The organism is Tatumella citrea, from assembly GCF_002163585.1.
Classification (GTDB): domain Bacteria; phylum Pseudomonadota; class Gammaproteobacteria; order Enterobacterales; family Enterobacteriaceae; genus Tatumella; species Tatumella citrea.
This window is the reverse complement of sequence record NZ_CP015579.1, coordinates 4,286,500-4,305,000: the sequence shown is the minus strand read 5'-3', so window position 1 is coordinate 4,305,000 and position 18,501 is coordinate 4,286,500. Positions and strand designations below refer to the sequence as shown.

Sequence of the window (18,501 nt, the reverse complement as noted above, 5' to 3'; positions counted from 1 at the left end):
CTGCAACTCGACTCCATGAAGTCGGAATCGCTAGTAATCGTAGATCAGAATGCTACGGTGAATACGTTCCCGGGCCTTGTACACACCGCCCGTCACACCATGGGAGTGGGTTGCAAAAGAAGTAGATAGCTTAACCTTCGGGAGGGCGTTTACCACTTTGTGATTCATGACTGGGGTGAAGTCGTAACAAGGTAACCGTAGGGGAACCTGCGGTTGGATCACCTCCTTACCTGAAGATACGTTCCCGCGAAGTGTCCACAACAGATTGTCTGATAGAAAATAAAGAGAGCAGTAATCTTCTGCAGGCTTGTAGCTCAGGTGGTTAGAGCGCACCCCTGATAAGGGTGAGGTCGGTGGTTCAAGTCCACTCAGGCCTACCAAATTCTTTCTCATACGGCGTTACGACTCCGGCTCGCATAGTTCACTATGCGTCGTGAAGCCATGCCTTGTCTGATAAAGAATTAAGGTACAGAAGTTTACCCATCGATGGGGCTATAGCTCAGCTGGGAGAGCGCCTGCCTTGCACGCAGGAGGTCAGCGGTTCGATCCCGCTTAGCTCCACCATCATTCAGTATGCTCACTGAATACTTATCTTAAAGATGACTTACGAGTCATGTTTAAGATATTGCTCTTTAACAATCCGGAACAAGCTGAAAATTTGAAAACAATGAATGACGAAAGTTATTCAGAGTCTCTCAAAAACTTTTACGATTCATAGTCGTTGCAAGACGTCTGTGGGTTGTGAGGTTAAGCGAATAAGCGTACACGGTGGATGCCCTGGCAGTCAGAGGCGATGAAGGACGTGCTAATCTGCGAAAAGCGCCGGTAAGGTGATATGAACCGATACAGCCGGCGATGTCCGAATGGGGAAACCCGGTGCACTCAGTGCATCATCGTTAACTGAATTCATAGGTTAACGAGGCGAACCTGGGGAACTGAAACATCTAAGTACCCAGAGGAAAAGAAATCAACCGAGATTCCCCCAGTAGCGGCGAGCGAACGGGGAGCAGCCCTGAACCATCATCAGTGTGTGTGTTAGTGGAAGCGTCTGGAATGTCGCGCGATACAGGGTGAAAGTCCCGTACATGAAAATGCACACATCGTGAGTTCGAAGAGTAGGGCGGGACACGTGGTATCCTGTCTGAATATGGGGGGACCATCCTCCAAGGCTAAATACTCCTGACTGACCGATAGTGAACCAGTACCGTGAGGGAAAGGCGAAAAGAACCCCGGCGAGGGGAGTGAAAAGAACCTGAAACCGTGTACGTACAAGCAGTGGGAGCACCTTTATGGTGTGACTGCGTACCTTTTGTATAATGGGTCAGCGACTTATATTCTGTAGCAAGGTTAACCGTATAGGGGAGCCGCAGGGAAACCGAGTCTTAACTGGGCGTTAAGTTGCAGGGTATAGACCCGAAACCCGGTGATCTAGCCATGGGCAGGTTGAAGGTTGGGTAACACTAACTGGAGGACCGAACCGACTAATGTTGAAAAATTAGCGGATGACCTGTGGCTGGGGGTGAAAGGCCAATCAAACCGGGAGATAGCTGGTTCTCCCCGAAAGCTATTTAGGTAGCGCCTCGTGAATTCATCTCCGGGGGTAGAGCACTGTTTCGGCTAGGGGGCCATCCCGGCTTACCAACCCGATGCAAACTGCGAATACCGGAGAATGTTATCACGGGAGACACACGGCGGGTGCTAACGTCCGTCGTGAAGAGGGAAACAACCCAGACCGCCAGCTAAGGTCCCAAAGTCATGGTTAAGTGGGAAACGATGTGGGAAGGCTCAGACAGCCAGGATGTTGGCTTAGAAGCAGCCATCATTTAAAGAAAGCGTAATAGCTCACTGGTCGAGTCGGCCTGCGCGGAAGATGTAACGGGGCTAAACCATGCACCGAAGCTGCGGCAGCGACACTATGTGTTGTTGGGTAGGGGAGCGTTCTGTAAGCCGTTGAAGGTGGGCTGTGAGGTCTGCTGGAGGTATCAGAAGTGCGAATGCTGACATAAGTAACGATAAAGCGGGTGAAAAGCCCGCTCGCCGGAAGACCAAGGGTTCCTGTCCAACGTTAATCGGGGCAGGGTGAGTCGACCCCTAAGGCGAGGCTGAAAAGCGTAGTCGATGGGAAACAGGTTAATATTCCTGTACTTGGTGTTACTGCGAAGGGGGGACGGAGAAGGCTATGTCATCCGGGCGACGGTTGTCCCGGTTTAAGCGTGTAGGCTGAGGTTCCAGGCAAATCCGGAACTTCTTAAGGCTGAGGCGTGATGACGAGGTACTACGGTACTGAAGTGACAAATGCCCTGCTTCCGGGAAAAGCCTCTAAGCTCCAGGTAACACGAAATCGTACCCCAAACCGACACAGGTGGTCAGGTAGAGAATACCAAGGCGCTTGAGAGAACTCGGGTGAAGGAACTAGGCAAAATGGTGCCGTAACTTCGGGAGAAGGCACGCTGGCGCGTAGGTGAAGGGACTTGCTCCCGGAGCTGAAGCCAGTCGAAGATACCAGCTGGCTGCAACTGTTTATTAAAAACACAGCACTGTGCAAACACGAAAGTGGACGTATACGGTGTGACGCCTGCCCGGTGCCGGAAGGTTAATTGATGGGGTTATCCGCAAGGAGAAGCTCTTGATCGAAGCCCCGGTAAACGGCGGCCGTAACTATAACGGTCCTAAGGTAGCGAAATTCCTTGTCGGGTAAGTTCCGACCTGCACGAATGGCGTAATGATGGCCAGGCTGTCTCCACCCGAGACTCAGTGAAATTGAAATCGCTGTGAAGATGCAGTGTACCCGCGGCAAGACGGAAAGACCCCGTGAACCTTTACTATAGCTTGACACTGAATATTGAGCCTTGATGTGCAGGATAGGTGGGAGGCACTGAAGTACGGACGCCAGTTCGTACGGAGCCATCCTTGAAATACCACCCTTTAATGTTTGATATTCTAACGTAGACCCGTCATCCGGGTTGCGGACAGTGTCTGGTGGGTAGTTTGACTGGGGCGGTCTCCTCCCAAAGAGTAACGGAGGAGCACGAAGGTTAGCTAATCACGGTCGGACATCGTGAGGTTAGTGCAAAGGCATAAGCTAGCTTGACTGCGAGAGTGACGGTTCGAGCAGGTGCGAAAGCAGGTCTTAGTGATCCGGTGGTTCTGAATGGAAGGGCCATCGCTCAACGGATAAAAGGTACTCCGGGGATAACAGGCTGATACCGCCCAAGAGTTCATATCGACGGCGGTGTTTGGCACCTCGATGTCGGCTCATCACATCCTGGGGCTGAAGTAGGTCCCAAGGGTACGGCTGTTCGCCGTTTAAAGTGGTACGCGAGCTGGGTTTAGAACGTCGTGAGACAGTTCGGTCCCTATCTGCCGTGGGCGCTGGAGAATTGAGGGGGGTTGCTCCTAGTACGAGAGGACCGGAGTGAACGCACCACTGGTGTTCGGGTTGTCATGCCAATGGCATTGCCCGGTAGCTAAGTGCGGAAAAGATAAGTGCTGAAAGCATCTAAGCACGAAACTTGCCCCGAGATGAGTTCTCCCTGACTCCTTGAGAGTCCTGAAGGGACGTTGAAGACGACGACGTTGATAGGCCGGATGTGTAAGTGCAGCGATGCATTGAGCTAACCGGTACTAATGACCCGTGAGGCTTAACCTTACAACGCCAGAGGCGTTTTGCAGAGACGCAAAAGAATTTTCAGCGAGTTCCTGATAGTTAAATTAAAAAATTAGCAGTGTTCTGCGGACGAACGTCCGAAGGATTTTGCGCTGAGACAAGGCGGCAACTGCGTGATGAGAAGGAGCATACATGAGTATGTGACTGAACAGCACAAAGGCAGTCAACGCAGTATCAGTGAAAAAGACACAGGACACGGCACCAAGATTTGCCTGGCGGCTAGAGCGCGGTGGTCCCACCTGACCCCATGCCGAACTCAGAAGTGAAACGCCGTAGCGCCGATGGTAGTGTGGGGTCTCCCCATGCGAGAGTAGGGAACTGCCAGGCATCCAATAAGACAGAAAGGCCATCCTGACGGATGGCCTTTTTGCATTTGTACTTCCAAAAACTGTTCATCAGACAACAAACAGGCACAGTGAAACGCCGCAGCGCCGGTGGCAGTGTGGGGTCTCCCCGGGCGGGAGCAGGACAGAAGCAGAGCTTCTGAACGCTGCCTGCGGCAGCGGCCCGGAGGGCGGTTCACGGAGTGAGCCGTCAACTGCCAGGCATACAACAAGACAAAAAGGCCATCCTGACGGATGGCCTTTTTGCATTTGCATTTCCAAAACAGGCGAAATAACCGGCCATTGCAGATCGGCAGAAGATTATTTACATGTCGCCAGCCAGCTCCGGATAAACTCTGCAACCATTACAGGTTGATTAATGTCCAGCCAGGGTCGCTCCTCTGATGTAACAGGCTGATCACTGGCAATGGCAATAACATGCTGCTCAGCCTGTAAATCAGGAATCTCTTCGTGTCGGCTACGCCATAACATAATCTTCGGGATCGGTTCCTGTTTAAACCCTTCAACAAGAATGATATCCAGAATGTCCTGAGTCATTCTTGAAGCAAGCGCCTGCAGATCCGGGGTCGGACCTTCCGGGGTTTCGTGGACCAAGGCCCAGCGTTGCTGGCTGGCAACAATCACCTGATCAGCCCCGGCTTTACGTAATTCATAGCTGTCCTTACCGGGAATATCGATATCCATCTGATGGTGAGTATGTTTGATAAGCCCCGGCCTGATACCATACTGTTTTAACAACGGTATTATCTGTTTCAACAGCGTTGTCTTTCCTGTACCGCTGGTCGCAACAATCCCTAACACTGGTACCGTCATTGCTGTTCCTCATAATTCCTGAGATCTTTGCTGGTATTCATATTACTAAATGCAGATTCAGGAGTATCACTCATTACCGGGTGCCCATATTGTTGTAAAAAAGTCAGAACTCTTCTCTCACCTGAGGATAAATAACTTTTCAGTTCAGGGATTAATTGCCGGTTTATCAGACAGAATACCGGGTGATCGCGCTGTGGAGTACGTATCCAGCAAGCCAGAGAATCCTGCCTGTTTTGCCAAAGTTGTTCTACAAAATCTTCTGGTGCAAACGGCGCATCACAAGAAGCGAATGCCACCCACTCGCCAGGGGATGCTGAAAGGCCGCTTAATATTCCAGCCAGTGGTCCCTGAAAATCTGACAGGCTGTCACTGAAAGTGGTGTAGCCGTATTGCTGATAAACTTCATGATTACGATTGGCACTGATCAGTAATCTGCTGACCTGGGGAGCAAAGCGTCGCGCGACATGTATAAACAGAGGCTGATGATTAAACATTACCAGACCTTTATCTTTTCCGTCCATTCGCCGCCCGGCTCCGCCGGCAAGAATAACACCGGTAATATCCTTCATATAACCTCGCTTTTATTGTGGTCATAACCCTGATATTTTACTGGTTAATTATAACCCCGCAGGGTAATGCCGATCGTTTAAGGATCATTTGACCGATCCGGTGGTTGGTGTAAAAAGGGTTCATGTGCAGACATAGACCCTTTTTAAATGGAACTTTCGCAAGCTCTCGGCATTATTAATCTCACTGCTCCCGAAGAAGTACAGAGCCTCTCTGACCTGCTCTCTCCTGACCTCATCCGACAGGCGTTTTCCCTCACTGATACCGTCACGCTGCGTAAGCGTAAACTTCCCCTTGAGTCGATGGTCTGGCTGGTTATCGGTATGGCCATATTCAACAATAAGCCCATGAGCCATATCGTGAATTTGATGGATATTGTTGACCGGACCGGACGGTCATTTACCGCACCCAGCTCTGTGATTGCCCGCCGAAAAACACTGGGCGAAGATGCCATCCGGGTCCTGTTTGATCTCACTCAACAACACTGGCACGAAGAAGCCAGACATCCCCTCTGGCACGGGTTGACGCTTAATGCTGTTGATGGCGTTGTCTGGCATACCCAGGACACTCCTGAAAATGCAGAGGCCTTCGGCAAAGCATCTAATCAGCATGGTGAACGCGGTTATCCTCAGGTTCGTATGGTGTGTCTGATGGAACTCAGCAGCCATCTGCTGCGTGCAAGTGTGTCAGGTCGCTACGATATCAACGAAATGCGGCTGGCCGCTCAGCTGGCAGAAAATGCACCGGATAACAGTATTACGCTGTTTGATAAGGGCTTTTACTCTTTAGGGTTGTTACATGACTGGCATAATGCAGGTGAAAATCGCCACTGGCTAACGCCGCTGAAAAAGAACACTCAGTATGAAGTGGTACGAAAGCTCGGCAGGCAGGACGAACTGATACGACTGAAAACCACGCCTCAGGCCAGAAAGCAATGGAAAGGCCTGCCGGAAGAACTCATAGTGAGGCTAATCAGGCGGAAAGTGAACGGGACGGAACGGCAGGTAGTCACTTCCATGACAGATGCGATGCGTTATCCGGCGACTGACGTGGCAGAACTTTATAAGCATCGCTGGGAAATCGAGCTGGGATATCGTGAGGCAAAGCAGTTTTTACTGGGAAACCGCTGGACGCTGAGAAGCCGGTTGCCCGATCTGGTGAAGCAGGAGCTATGGGGAATACTGCTGACGTATAACCTGGTGCGTTACCAGATGATTAAAATGGCGTTCAGCCTGAAAGGAAATTACCTGCCTTACCAGTTGAGCTTCAGCGGTGCAGTATCAGAGATATTACGGCTACTGATCGGTCTGCCGTGGGCTTCACCGGGAGCCATCCCGGGTCACCTTAAACACTTTTACAGTAATGCCGGGATGCTGAAACTGCCACCACGACGAGAACGGGAATATGTGAGAGAAGTGAGGGAGAAAAGGTCGAAATATCCCTTTAAAAACAATGCCGGTCACCTTAAGTGACCGGCATTACCCCGCAGGGAGTTTACTTATGCAAGATAAACGTTTGACTGAATTGCTGGAGCTGTTGTTACCTGCCTGGAAGCAGCAGCCTGACCTTAATTTGTTGCAGTTTCTCCGGCAACTGGCCGAAGAAACTGGTTTTAATGGCGAACTTTCATCTCTGCCTGATGATGTACTTATTTATCATCTGAAACTTCGTGGCTCTGACAAACAATCTGCCATTCCTGGCCTGAAAAAAGATTATGAAGACGATTTTAAAACCGCGATTCTGAAAGCCAGGGGGGTAATTAAAGACTAAAACCGCAATATAATGCTATTCTTGGCACAGTAACCAAGACAACGATATGGCTATCTATGAGCGATGCAGCTTTTAATTTTAAAACGCTCGATCCGGAGAAGATACTGGATGTGCTATGGGACACGGGTATTCGTGTAGATTCAGGACTGACTGCACTAAACAGTTATGAAAACCGTGTCTGGCAGTTCAGTGATGAAGATAAGCGACGTTATGTGGCCAAGTTTTATCGCCCGCAGCGCTGGACAGAACTGCAGTTACTGGAAGAACACCAGTTTACTGTTGAACTGGATGCCGATGATGTACCGGTGGCCGCCCCTCTGGTATTACAGGGGAAGACGTTACATCAATCGGGCGGGTTCTGGTTTGCTGTGTTCCCAAGTTTAGGTGGCCGACAGTATGAAACCGATAACTACGATCAGCTGGAAGCTGTTGGCCGTTGCCTCGGGCGTTTACACCAGACCGGTAAAAAAGCTCTGTTTTCTCACCGCCCAACTCTCGGCCTGACAGAGTATTTCACCGAACCACGGGAAATCATTGCGGGCTCCTCATTAATTCCCTCTGCTGTAAAAGATAATTTACTCGTAGTGCTGGATAAGCTGGGTTCTACCTTACGGCAACTCTGGCACCATAACTGGCAATCGTTGCGGCTGCACGGTGACTGCCATCCGGGAAATATTCTGTGGCGTGACGGCCCGTTTTTTGTTGATCTGGATGATGCCCGTAACGGGCCAGCTGTGCAGGATTTATGGATGCTGGTGAACGGTGATCTGCAGGAACAACGCATTCAGTGGGATATATTGCTGGAAGCTTATTCTGAATTCAGCGACTTTGATGTTAACGAATTGATACTGATTGAACCTTTACGTGCGATGCGCATGGTTTATTATTTATCGTGGATTCTGAAACGTTGGCAGGACCCTGCGTTTCCGTTGGCCTTTCCCTGGATTACCGATGAGGATTTTTGGCGCCGTCAGGTGGTTATTTTTTCCGAACAGGAGAAAATACTTCATCAGCCGATACAGCCTTTATCTCCTCAATTTTGATGATGTTACCTGGAGTAGTTTAAAAAATGAAAAAGATCTGGCTCGCGTTAGTTGGTTTCATGCTGGCATTTAGTGTTTCAGCAGCAACATTCTCCGATGGAAAACAATATACCACCCTGGATAAAGCCATCCCGGGCGCACCGAAAGTGGTTGAGTTCTTCTCTTTCTTCTGCCCGCACTGCTACGATTTTGAGCGTACGTACCGGATTAACCAGGCTCTGGAAGACGGGCTGCCACAGGGTGTTAAACTGACCCGTTATCATGTTGATTTCCTGGGTGGTGACTTCGCTCCTGTTGTTACTCATGCCTGGGCTGTGGCGATGGCATTAGGTGTTGAAGGTAAAGTCGTTGATCCTATTTTTGATGGTATTCAGAAATCCCAGACTATTACCGATCAGGCTTCTCTGAAAGCTGCTTTCCTGAAAGCATCAGGTATTACTTCAGAAGAATATGACGCAGCATGGAACAGCTTTGCTGTGAAAGCTCTGGTCAGTGAGCAGGAAAAAGCTGCGACTGATTTCAACATCAATGGCGTGCCTTCTGTATTCGTTAATGGTAAGTATCTGGTAAATAACGCCGGACTGGATACCAGTTCAATGAATAACTTCGTTGCTGATTATGTCAACGTTGTGAAGTATCTGATTTCAAAATAAGCTAACGCTAAATAAAAGAACGCCGCATTAGCGGCGTTTTTTTTGGTCCGGACTTTGTGCTGCGGTTAACCATATAAATTACTAATATCCACAAAATATAAAAATCACACCAACAGCTTAGATCTACAAATTAACCATATATCTATCTGATTTATATTATTTTTAATCACTTTTTCATATACTGATGTTAACGACAAAGATCTGAATATAAAATTACGCACAAACTTATCCACAGAAAGATCAGTGTGATCATTACCGATAAACAGGATTTTTTGACGCAGTAGCGCGCTTCGGTTCAACATTTCTGTTCCCGATGTGGCATCCTTAGCCATCACCAACAGCAACAGAAGAAATCGCAACTTATGGCGCAAATTGCAGAAAACCCCCTAATTCTGGTAGACGGTTCCTCTTATCTCTATCGTGCGTACCACGCATTCCCTCCGCTGACTAACAGTGCCGGTGAACCAACGGGGGCAATGTACGGTGTTCTGAACATGCTGAAAAGCCTGTTGCTTCAGTACAAACCGAGCCATGCTGCAGTGGTTTTTGACGCCAAAGGTAAAACATTTCGTGATGAGCTGTTTGAAGACTATAAATCCCACCGGCCACCGATGCCTGATGATTTGCGTTCACAAATAGAACCACTTCATCAGATGGTCAAGGCCATGGGTTGGCCGGTACTGGTGATTTCCGGAGTCGAAGCGGATGATGTTATCGGTACTCTGGCACGGGATGCCGATAAACAGGGGCGTCCGGTACTGATCAGTACCGGAGATAAAGACATGGCTCAGCTGGTGACGCCTAACATCACCCTGATCAATACCATGAACAATACTATCCTCGGGCCATCAGAAGTTGAGGAAAAATATGGTATTCCTCCGGAACTGATCATCGATTATCTGGCACTGATGGGAGACTCCTCGGACAATATTCCCGGGGTTCCCGGCGTAGGCGAAAAAACGGCACAGGCACTGTTACAAGGTCTGGGGAGTATGGCGACTATTTATGAGAATCTGGAAAAAGTCGCTACGTTGTCATTCCGTGGTGCCAAAACTATGGCCGGTAAACTTGAAGAAAATAAAGAACTGGCATTTTTATCGTATCAACTGGCAACCATTAAAACCGATGTTGAACTGGAACAGAGCTGTGAACAGTTACAGGTTAATGCGCCAGACAGCGACGAGCTGTTAAGCCTGTTTAGTCGATATGAGTTTAAACGCTGGATCACTGAAGTTGAAGATGGCCGGTGGTTAGATGATAAAAAACCAGTGAAACGCGAAACCAGCCAGGTTATCGCTGAACCTGACACCGCCGCGACCGGACCGGCAGAGGCAACTCTGTCTGCGGATAATTACGTCACCATTCTTGATGAACAGACATTTGATCAATGGCTGGAAAAGCTGTCCGGCAGTGAAGTTTTTGCTTTTGATCTTGAAACTGACTCACTCGATACCTTGTCTGCCAATATTGTCGGGCTTTCGTTTGCCGTGGCACCAGGGGATGCGGCTTATTTGCCGGTGGCACATGATTATCTGGATGCGCCGGCACAGCTTAACAGGGAGCAGGTTCTGCAGCGACTGAAACCACTGCTCGAAGACGAAAGTCGCAGTAAAGTGGGGCAGAATCTGAAATATGATCGTGGTGTTCTGAAAAACTACGATATCGAACTGCGGGGGATCCGTTTCGATACCATGCTGGAATCTTATATTCTGAACAGTGTGGCGGGTAAACATGATATGGATAGCCTGGCACAACGTTGGCTGAACCATAAAACAATTACCTTTGAAGATATTGCCGGGAAAGGTAAAAAGCAGCTGACATTCAATCAGATCGCTATGGAACAAGCCAGCCCGTATGCAGCAGAAGATGCCGATGTGACTCTGCAGTTGCATCTGAAATTCTGGCCTTTACTGGAAAAAGAAGCCGGACCACTAAAAGTATTTCAGGAGATTGAAATCCCGCTGGTGCCGGTACTTTCCCGCGTTGAACGTAATGGTGTGTTAATTGACCCCGCGATGCTGGCAGAACACTCTCAGCAACTGAGTGTGCGGCTTAACGAACTGGAACAGAAAGCCCATGAACTGGCAGGTGAACCTTTTAATCTTTCTTCACCGAAGCAGTTGCAGACAATTTTGTTTGAAAAGCAGGGGATAAAACCGACGAAGAAAACGCCGGGCGGAGCACCTTCAACCAGTGAAGAAGTTCTGGCTGAGCTGGCACTGGACCACCCGTTACCGAAGGTGATCCTTGAGCATCGAGGCCTGTCAAAATTGAAATCGACCTATACCGATAAACTGCCACAGATGATTAATCCGTTAACCGGGCGAGTTCATACCTCTTATCACCAGGCTGTAACGGCCACCGGGCGGCTCTCTTCTACGGATCCTAATCTGCAAAATATTCCGGTCCGTAATGAAGAAGGGCGTCGTATCCGTCATGCTTTTATTGCCTCTAAAGGGCAACGCATTCTGGCTGCGGACTACTCGCAAATCGAACTGCGGATTATGGCTCATTTATCTCAGGATGCCGGATTATTGAAAGCCTTTGCTCACGGTGAAGATATTCATAAAGCTACTGCCGGTGAGGTATTTGGTATTCCTGCTGAAAAAGTCAGTGCTGAACAACGACGCAGTGCAAAAGCCATCAACTTCGGACTGATTTATGGAATGAGTTCGTTTGGTTTGTCACGGCAACTGAATATTGCACCTGGTGAGGCTAAAAAATACATGGATTTGTATTTCGAACGTTATCCGGGAGTTCTGCGTTACATGGAAAGTACCCGTCAGTCTGCCGCTGAAAAAGGCTATGTTGAAACCCTGGAAGGGCGCCGTTTATATCTGCCGGATATTACCTCAGGCAATGCTATCCGACGCAAGGCTGCAGAACGTGCGGCAATCAATGCCCCGATGCAGGGAACGGCAGCAGATATCATTAAAAGAGCGATGATTGGCGTTGACCAGTGGCTTAGCCAGCAGGATCCGAAAAAGATTAAAATGATAATGCAGGTTCACGATGAACTGGTGTTTGAAGTGGATGAAGGATTAGTGGACACAGCGACAAAAGCGATTCGCGATATTATGGAAAGCAGTCTGAAGCTGGATGTTCCTCTGCTGGTTGAAGTCGGTATCGGGGATAACTGGGAACAGGCTCACTAAAAATGCCGTAAAAAAAACAGCCCTGACAGGGCTGTTTTTCATTACAGGTCGCGTTATTTCAAATGGCGGCGTAATTCTGCTCCGGCTTCAGCCAGTGCTGTTATTACTGCTGGTTCGTGGCTTAACGGGTTAAGTAATCCGTAATCATGAATCAGACCGTTATAACGGGTGACTGTCACTGGTATGCCTGCAGCATCCAGATGGCGGCCAAATGCCTCTCCTTCATCACGCAGTACATCCAGTTCTGCAGTCTGAATCAGTGTTGGCGGAAAACCTTGCAGTTGCTCGCTGCTGGCACGTAAAGGTGAGGCCAGGATACTGTTACGGTCAGCGGTGCTGGTGGTGTAATTATCCCAGAACCATTTCATCATATTTCTGGTCAGGAAATGCCCATTCTCATATTGCTGGTATGAGGCATTATCGAAAGCAGCATTAGTCACCGGCCAAAGCATGACATTAAAGCGAATAGCAGGGCCTGAAAGCTGTTTTGCCTGCAGTGCCACTGCCGCGACCATATTGCCACCAACACTGTTACCAGCCAGTGCCAGACGGCTACCATCAACACCAATTTCAGCACCGTGCTCTGCAACCCATTGAGTCGCAGCATATGCCTGATGAATTGCAACCGGGAACTGTGCTTCTGGTGATGGTGTGTAATCAACATACACTGCAGCTGCTCCAGACTCACGAACCAGGTCACGAATCAGACGTTCGTGGGTCGGGAAGTCACCTAATACCCAGCCACCGCCGTGGAAGAACATAAACACTGGCAAAGTACCGCTGGTGTTTTCTGGTTTGACTATTTTCAGGGTAATACTCTGGCCGCCAGCTTCGATAACTTTCTCTGAAACCTGAGCAGCAGGTAATTCAGCACCTTGCTGAGCACCAATCAGTACCTGTCGGGCTTCCTGCGGAGTCATTTGTTCCATTGGTTTACCATCCCCTGAGTTAAGGATATCAAGGAACGCTTTTACTCCGGCGGTAGGGGCCGGTTGGTTGGCAGAGGCAGTAGCCTGAGCGGCAAATACGTCAGAAGTCAGAACATCGAAGTTAGTTTTCATGATTTAGCCCGCTATTAGTCAGTGATAGTTAATGATGCATTGTAAAACCTGGTCTCAGTCAGGTGGTTTTGCAATTAACCTTGTGTATATAATACTTGCGCACAAGATTCTTTTAGTCAAATATTATTTATAATAATTTTAGTGAATTTTACTCAGTGGATTTAAAAATGAATGAAATCAACAGACTGGATAATATCCTGTGTTTCTCTCTGTACTCGGTCACCAATGCTTTGATGCGGCAGTACCGGCCGTACCTAAAAGAATTTGATCTGACCTACCCGCAGTTTGTAGTGCTGCTGGCTTTGTATGAGAAAGATAATATCTCTCTGAAAGAGTTGGGGGAGAAAACCTTGTTTGATTCGGGAACTCTCACTCCACTGGTGCAAAAGCTGGAAGCAAAAGGCTACCTTAACAGAGTACCCGTGCCGGAAGATGAGCGGGTAAAAAAAGCCCTGCTGACCGATAAAGCACGAGAATTGCAAACCCGAATCAGCGATATTCCTAACCAACTGCGTTGTTCTATCAGTATGAATGATCAGCAACTGACGACCCTGCGTCAGCTTTCACATCAGTTGCTGGAAGATTTATAAGTGAAAAGTAATCACCGGAGACTGTTTCGGTGGTTTGTCAGATGTTGTGGTTAGGGAAGTTTAACTCGTCCGGTAAGTTTGCCCCCACTTATGGCAGCGGTACTGGCAATGGCAATACAGCATTGTGGAAATTGAATAAGGTTGCACCCAAAGTGGTGTATCCAAATTGTGTTGGGTACACCATGTGAACGCTCCACCCATACTGCTTTGTTGGGTCTTACCAGTTGCCCGTGATAACAAAAAACCCCGTCACGATGCGGGGTTTTTGGTTTTAATGCTGGTGGGTAATCTGCCCTGAGTGCTTACTCGATATTCTGAATCTGCTCGCGCATCTGCTCGATCAATACTTTCAGTTCGACCGCAGAAGCAGTGATATCAGCATTGATGGATTTTGATCCCAGGGTGTTAGATTCGCGGTTAAATTCCTGCATCATAAAGTCGAGGCGGCGTCCGACAGCCTCTTTTTTCTTCAGGATATTGTAGGTTTCTTTAACGTGGGCTTCTAACCGGTCCAGTTCTTCTGCCACATCGATACGTTGTGCCATCATTACCAGTTCCTGTTCCAGCCGGTTGTTTTCCAGCTGGATCTCTGCTTCCTCCAGCTTTGCTACCAGCCGTTCACGCTGCCATTGCATAACTTCTGGCATATGGGCACGTACTTTAACGACTTGCTGTGAAACACCTTCCAGGCGCTGTTCGATCAGTGCCTGTAAAGCCTGACCTTCTGTTTCGCGGGCAGTGATAAAATCATCCAGTGCCTGTTCCAGCGCAGCCATCAGCTGTTGGTTTATGTTGTCCAGATCCTGTTCTGCAGCTGCCATGACACCAGGCCAGCGTAAAATATCAACAGGATTAATACTGCCTTCGTCAGCCTGCAGTTTTACCCAGTTGGCTGACTGGATCAGTTGTTTTGCCAGAGCTTCGTTAAGAATCAGTTCTGACTGTGCGCCCTGGCTGGCATCAAAACGTAATGCACATTCAATTTTTCCACGGGTCAGACGATGGCGGATACGTTCGCGAATCATTGGTTCCAGGCTACGAAACTGTTCCGGCAGGCGCATATAGGTTTCAAGATAGCGCTGATTTACCGAGCGAAGCTCCCAGGAGGCGCTGCCCCAGTCACCTTTAACTTCACGGCGGGCATAGGCTGTCATACTGCGGATCATATCGGTTACTCATTTTTACCAGGTTATAGTGCGATTATAGCGGCGGGGTCGCTCAGTGGACAGGGATAAGCTCAGATATCCGGCGGGTTATCAGCTTACTTGTTTACCAAAAAGCCATTAAGATGGCGTATGGCAATCAGTTAACCAACAACAGAAAATGAAAAAAAATATAATTTATGGATTGATGATGGCGGGATTGCTGGCAGGTTGTCAGCAGCATCCTCAGGCAGGGCAACCGGCACCGTTACCACCAACAGTTAAGCCCGTAGTGGTGAATCCCTGCGTGAAGGGTAAAATGCAGGTTCAGACAACACTCTGGTTTGGTCTGAGCCGGCCACACGGGGCCAATATCACCCCCCGTGAATGGCAGACTTTCATCGATAACGATGTCACTCCGCGTTTTAAAGAGGGTCTGTCAGTACTGGATGCGAAAGGGCAGTGGCTGGGAAGTGATGGCCGTCTTGCTCGTGAGAACAGTAAGGCGCTGGTCCTGATTCATACAGCAGATGTGACCAGTAATAACCGTATTGAACAGCTGCGCCAGATTTATAAACAACGTTTCCAGCAGGAATCAGTTATGCGGACAGACAATAACGTTTGTGTCGATTTCTGAGTAATCAGGCGAAGGATAACCTTCGCCTGTTTTTTTACAGGAACAAACCCGCAAAAGCTGCCGAAAGCAGGCTGACCAGTGTTGAGCCGTAGACCAGCTTCCAGCCAAACCGGGAAATAATATTTCCCTGCTTCTCATTCAGGCCTTTTATGGTACCTGCCACAATGCCGATAGAGGCAAAGTTAGAGAAAGAGACAAGGAACACCGAGAGAATTCCCAGGCCACGTGGTGAGAAATCCGCAGCAATTTTTTGCAGGCTAATCATCGCGACAAATTCACTGGAAACCAGTTTGGTGGCCATGATACTGCCAGCCTGTAATGCATCGCTAGCCGGAATGCCAATCAACCACGCAAACGGATAAAACACATAGCCCAGCAATTGCTGAAAGCTATAGCCAAACAGGCCAGTGAATACTGCATTTACTGCCGCAATCAGCGCGATAAACCCAATAAGCATCGCCACTATAATCATTGCGACTTTAAATCCGGCCAAAATATATTCACCAAGCATCTCAAAAAAAGTCTGCTTTTCATGCAGTTTTTCCAGAGAGATCTCCTGATGAGACTGATCACCACTGGACGGATTTATCAACGACAGGATGACAAAACTGCTGAACATATTCAGTAGTAATGCTGTGACAACATACCTTGGTTCAATCATCGACATATAAGCGCCGACGATAGACAGTGAGACGGTAGACATGGCCATTGCTGCCATGGTGTATAACCGTTGAGGAGACAGATCGCCGAGTATTCCTTTGTAGGCGATAAAGTTTTCTGATTGTCCCAACACCAGACTGCTGACGGCATTGAACGATTCCAGTTTCCCCATACCACTGATTTTTGACAGTAAAGTTCCGATAACGCGGATAAACAGAGGAAGTATTTTCCAGTGTTGCAGTATGCCAATCAGGGCAGAAATAAACACTATCGGACAGAGTACTTCAAGGAACACGAAAGCCAGCCCTTGTTTATTCATCCCGCCAAACACAAAATCAGTTCCCTGTGCAGCGTAGACCAGCAGAGTGTTGAAAAGTTGGCTGATACTGCCAATCACTTCCAGACCGGCCTTTGAGTTCAGGAAAAACCAGCCAACAATGCCTTCAATAACCAGCAACTGAACAATATAACGGATACGGACTTTCCGACGGTCATGGCTGACCAGAAGAGCAAGAGCGAAAATAACCACAATGGCTAAAATAAAATGCAGTATATAAAACATGCTACAAATATCCGGGAATTAAATGAGATATCAGCATTTAGCCACAATGGCATAAATATTACACATTATATTCAGCGGTTTAATCGCCAGTACTTGCCATTTTCCCTGTATTTCGAGGCATTATCACTGTCAGCTATCTTAGACAAATTTCTGACATCATTATCTCCTTATTTGCGCATCTGTTAATCCCGTGTCAGTGTCGCAGCTTTTATCAATAGCGCTGGCAATTATCCATTCGGGCCTGCTCTGTCACAGGATAAACTACACTCAGACTGCAGCCGGTTGTTATGCGGGCCCGAAGGCAGGCGCAATCTCTGTGGGTTGTTACTGTTTAATTACGGGTATCCTCCCCCGGTAATAGGCATTCGCGGGTGAAATCCGTATAATGCGCAGCCAGTTAATAGCAGCCGGAGATACATCATGCGTCCAGCAGGCCGTAGCGCGAACCAGGTTCGCCCAGTTACCCTGACCCGTCACTATACCAAACACGCTGAAGGTTCAGTGCTGGTTGAATTTGGTGAAACCAAAGTGCTTTGCACTGCGACAATTGAAGAAAGCGTACCGCGTTTTCTGAAAGGTAAAGGCCAGGGATGGGTCACTGCAGAATATGGCATGTTGCCACGCTCGACCCACAGCCGGATGGCCAGAGAAGCTGCTAAAGGTAAGCAGGGTGGCCGGACTCTGGAAATTCAGCGCCTGATTGCCCGTTCATTGCGGGCAGCTGTCGATCTTCAGGCACTAGGTGAGTACACCATTACCCTGGATTGTGACGTTATTCAGGCTGATGGGGGAACCCGTACCGCTTCTATTACCGGTGCCTGTGTGGCACTGGCCGATGCACTCAACTCGCTGGTTGCCGACGGGAAACTGAAAACTAACCCGATGAAAGGGATGGTTGCGGCAATCTCTGTCGGAATTGTCGACGGAGAAGCCGTCTGCGATCTGGAATATGTGGAAGATTCGGCGGCAGATACAGATATGAACGTCGTGATGATGGAAGACGGCAGAATGATCGAGGTTCAGGGAACCGCTGAAGGCGCACCTTTCAGCCACGAAGAACTGCTGGAACTGCTGGCATTAGCCCGCGGTGGTATCGATACCCTGATTGACGCGCAGAAAGCCGCGTTAGCTAACTGATTTTCCAGGCGACCTGCGGGTCGCTTTTTTATGCGAGGAAGAACAATGAAACCGTGGCAGCGTCAGTTTATTGAGTTTGCATTAAATAAACAGGTTCTTAAGTTTGGCGAATTTACACTGAAGTCCGGACGCCAGAGCCCTTATTTCTTTAATGCAGGGTTGTTTAATACCGGACGTGATTTAGCTCTGCTGGGACGTTTTTACGCGCAGGCGCTGACCGATTCAGCCATTGATTTTGATCTGCTGTTTGGACCGGCCTACAAAGGTATTCCAATTGCGACGACGACCGCCGTTGCCCTGGCTGACCACCATGACAGAGATGTGCCTTATTGCTTTAACCGTAAAGAGGCAAAAGATCACGGAGAAGGTGGTTTGTTGGTCGGTAGCCCGCTGCAGGGGCGCATCATGCTGGTGGATGATGTGATCACTGCCGGGACAGCTATTCGTGAATCTATGGAAATTATTGCGGCGAATGATGCGACACTCGCCGGGGTATTAATCTCCCTGGACCGTCAGGAGCGTGGACGGGGTGAACTTTCTGCGATTCAGGAAGTTGAGCGTGATTATCAGTGCAAGGTCATCTCCATCATTACTCTGAAGGACCTGATAAGCTACCTGGAAGAAAAACCTGAAATGGCTAATCATCTGGCGTCAGTCAGAGCCTATCAACAGCAGTATGGTGTCTGATATAGACCAGGAA

At 48.7% G+C, this 18,501-nt stretch carries 14 protein-coding genes, 2 tRNA genes and 3 rRNA genes (1 of these 19 only partly in view); 14 read left to right on the top strand and 5 right to left on the bottom strand.

All coding sequences use genetic code 11. The features are described 5' to 3' along the window. The 5 genes from A7K98_RS20400 to rrf all read left to right on the top strand — a co-directional run. Positions 1-229, top strand: a 16S ribosomal RNA gene (locus tag A7K98_RS20400); it begins 1,313 nt to the left of the window's first position. Between the two features lie 74 nt (positions 230-303). Further along, positions 304-380 (top strand) — tRNA-Ile (locus A7K98_RS20395). A 108-nt stretch (positions 381-488) separates the two neighbouring features. Then, a tRNA-Ala gene (locus A7K98_RS20390) sits at positions 489-564 on the top strand. 181 nt (positions 565-745) lie between these two features. Further along, positions 746-3,649 (top strand): 23S ribosomal RNA (locus A7K98_RS20385). 229 nt (positions 3,650-3,878) lie between these two features. Continuing rightward, a 5S ribosomal RNA gene (gene rrf / locus A7K98_RS20380) occupies positions 3,879-3,994 on the top strand. Together the 16S, 23S and 5S rRNA genes with 2 tRNA genes alongside form the textbook arrangement of a ribosomal RNA operon. A gap of 317 nt (positions 3,995-4,311) precedes the next feature. Here rrf and mobB read toward each other — a convergent pair. After that, a complete protein-coding gene (gene mobB / locus A7K98_RS20375) occupies positions 4,312-4,824 on the bottom strand; it encodes a molybdopterin-guanine dinucleotide biosynthesis protein MobB (protein WP_087490172.1) in 513 nt (170 codons plus the stop codon). Next, positions 4,821-5,393, bottom strand: a complete 573-nt coding sequence (gene mobA, locus A7K98_RS20370; RefSeq protein WP_087490171.1) for a molybdenum cofactor guanylyltransferase MobA — start codon at positions 5,391-5,393, stop codon at positions 4,821-4,823. Before mobA ends, mobB begins: the two co-directional genes overlap by 4 nt. A gap of 147 nt (positions 5,394-5,540) precedes the next feature. Here mobA and A7K98_RS20365 point away from each other — a divergent pair, with 147 nt between their 5' ends. From A7K98_RS20365 to polA, 5 genes are all read left to right on the top strand, one after another. After that, the gene (locus tag A7K98_RS20365; RefSeq protein WP_087487838.1) at positions 5,541-6,863 is read left to right on the top strand and encodes an IS4 family transposase; all 1,323 of its coding nucleotides are present in this window, start codon (positions 5,541-5,543) and stop codon (positions 6,861-6,863) included. 28 nt (positions 6,864-6,891) lie between these two features. Further along, positions 6,892-7,161 (top strand): YihD family protein, encoded by a 270-nt coding sequence (locus A7K98_RS20360; protein ID WP_087490169.1) that lies wholly within the window; start codon positions 6,892-6,894, stop codon positions 7,159-7,161. Between the two features lie 56 nt (positions 7,162-7,217). Continuing rightward, positions 7,218-8,204, top strand: a complete 987-nt coding sequence (locus A7K98_RS20355; RefSeq protein ID WP_087490168.1) for a serine/threonine protein kinase — start codon at positions 7,218-7,220, stop codon at positions 8,202-8,204. A gap of 26 nt (positions 8,205-8,230) precedes the next feature. Next, positions 8,231-8,857: a thiol:disulfide interchange protein DsbA gene (dsbA, locus tag A7K98_RS20350; protein ID WP_087490167.1), complete on the top strand. Its 627-nt coding sequence runs from the start codon at positions 8,231-8,233 to the stop codon at positions 8,855-8,857. Between the two features lie 362 nt (positions 8,858-9,219). Next, a complete protein-coding gene (gene polA / locus A7K98_RS20340) occupies positions 9,220-12,012 on the top strand; it encodes a DNA polymerase I (protein ID WP_087490165.1) in 2,793 nt (930 codons plus the stop codon). A 53-nt stretch (positions 12,013-12,065) separates the two neighbouring features. On the opposite strand, the gene A7K98_RS20335 is transcribed toward polA, so the two are convergent. After that, complete coding sequence (locus A7K98_RS20335) at positions 12,066-13,073, bottom strand: alpha/beta hydrolase (protein ID WP_087490164.1); 1,008 nt, start codon at positions 13,071-13,073, stop codon at positions 12,066-12,068. A 167-nt stretch (positions 13,074-13,240) separates the two neighbouring features. Between A7K98_RS20335 and A7K98_RS20330 the strand changes: the two genes are divergently transcribed. Next, the gene (locus A7K98_RS20330; protein WP_087490163.1) at positions 13,241-13,663 is read left to right on the top strand and encodes a MarR family winged helix-turn-helix transcriptional regulator; all 423 of its coding nucleotides are present in this window, start codon (positions 13,241-13,243) and stop codon (positions 13,661-13,663) included. Between the two features lie 302 nt (positions 13,664-13,965). Here A7K98_RS20330 and A7K98_RS20325 read toward each other — a convergent pair whose 3' ends face one another. Beyond that, positions 13,966-14,829 (bottom strand): YicC/YloC family endoribonuclease, encoded by an 864-nt coding sequence (locus tag A7K98_RS20325; protein ID WP_087490162.1) that lies wholly within the window; start codon positions 14,827-14,829, stop codon positions 13,966-13,968. A 157-nt stretch (positions 14,830-14,986) separates the two neighbouring features. On the opposite strand from A7K98_RS20325, the gene A7K98_RS20320 reads away from it, so the two are divergent. Next, positions 14,987-15,442 (top strand): DUF3574 domain-containing protein, encoded by a 456-nt coding sequence (locus A7K98_RS20320; RefSeq protein WP_087490161.1) that lies wholly within the window; start codon positions 14,987-14,989, stop codon positions 15,440-15,442. A 34-nt stretch (positions 15,443-15,476) separates the two neighbouring features. Here A7K98_RS20320 and A7K98_RS20315 read toward each other — a convergent pair whose 3' ends face one another. Beyond that, a complete protein-coding gene (locus A7K98_RS20315; RefSeq protein WP_087490160.1) occupies positions 15,477-16,664 on the bottom strand; it encodes a NupC/NupG family nucleoside CNT transporter in 1,188 nt (395 codons plus the stop codon). A gap of 420 nt (positions 16,665-17,084) precedes the next feature. Here A7K98_RS20315 and rph point away from each other — a divergent pair, with 420 nt between their 5' ends. Then, entirely contained in the window at positions 17,085-17,801 is a 717-nt protein-coding gene (gene rph, locus A7K98_RS20310; RefSeq protein WP_087490159.1) for a ribonuclease PH, read from the top strand. Between the two features lie 45 nt (positions 17,802-17,846). Next, on the top strand, positions 17,847-18,488 hold the full coding sequence (gene pyrE / locus A7K98_RS20305) for an orotate phosphoribosyltransferase (RefSeq protein ID WP_087490158.1): 642 nt from the start codon (positions 17,847-17,849) through the stop codon (positions 18,486-18,488). The last annotated feature ends 13 nt before the right edge of the window (positions 18,489-18,501 follow it).

What these genes read in the sequence shown, in the direction of transcription:
- polA (WP_087490165.1), top strand. Translation starts at nt 9,220, where the DNA reads ATGGCGCAAATTGCAGAAAACCCCCTAATTCTGGTAGACGGTTCCTCT.
- A7K98_RS20325 (WP_087490162.1), bottom strand. Translation starts at nt 14,829, where the DNA reads ATGATCCGCAGTATGACAGCCTATGCCCGCCGTGAAGTTAAAGGTGAC.
- A7K98_RS20315 (WP_087490160.1), bottom strand. Translation starts at nt 16,664, where the DNA reads ATGTTTTATATACTGCATTTTATTTTAGCCATTGTGGTTATTTTCGCT.
- dsbA (WP_087490167.1), top strand. Translation starts at nt 8,231, where the DNA reads ATGAAAAAGATCTGGCTCGCGTTAGTTGGTTTCATGCTGGCATTTAGT.
- mobB (WP_087490172.1), bottom strand. Translation starts at nt 4,824, where the DNA reads ATGACGGTACCAGTGTTAGGGATTGTTGCGACCAGCGGTACAGGAAAG.
- A7K98_RS20360 (WP_087490169.1), top strand. Translation starts at nt 6,892, where the DNA reads ATGCAAGATAAACGTTTGACTGAATTGCTGGAGCTGTTGTTACCTGCC.
- A7K98_RS20335 (WP_087490164.1), bottom strand. Translation starts at nt 13,073, where the DNA reads ATGAAAACTAACTTCGATGTTCTGACTTCTGACGTATTTGCCGCTCAG.
- A7K98_RS20355 (WP_087490168.1), top strand. Translation starts at nt 7,218, where the DNA reads ATGAGCGATGCAGCTTTTAATTTTAAAACGCTCGATCCGGAGAAGATA.
- A7K98_RS20365 (WP_087487838.1), top strand. Translation starts at nt 5,541, where the DNA reads ATGGAACTTTCGCAAGCTCTCGGCATTATTAATCTCACTGCTCCCGAA.
- A7K98_RS20320 (WP_087490161.1), top strand. Translation starts at nt 14,987, where the DNA reads ATGAAAAAAAATATAATTTATGGATTGATGATGGCGGGATTGCTGGCA.
- pyrE (WP_087490158.1), top strand. Translation starts at nt 17,847, where the DNA reads ATGAAACCGTGGCAGCGTCAGTTTATTGAGTTTGCATTAAATAAACAG.
- mobA (WP_087490171.1), bottom strand. Translation starts at nt 5,393, where the DNA reads ATGAAGGATATTACCGGTGTTATTCTTGCCGGCGGAGCCGGGCGGCGA.
- A7K98_RS20330 (WP_087490163.1), top strand. Translation starts at nt 13,241, where the DNA reads ATGAATGAAATCAACAGACTGGATAATATCCTGTGTTTCTCTCTGTAC.
- rph (WP_087490159.1), top strand. Translation starts at nt 17,085, where the DNA reads ATGCGTCCAGCAGGCCGTAGCGCGAACCAGGTTCGCCCAGTTACCCTG.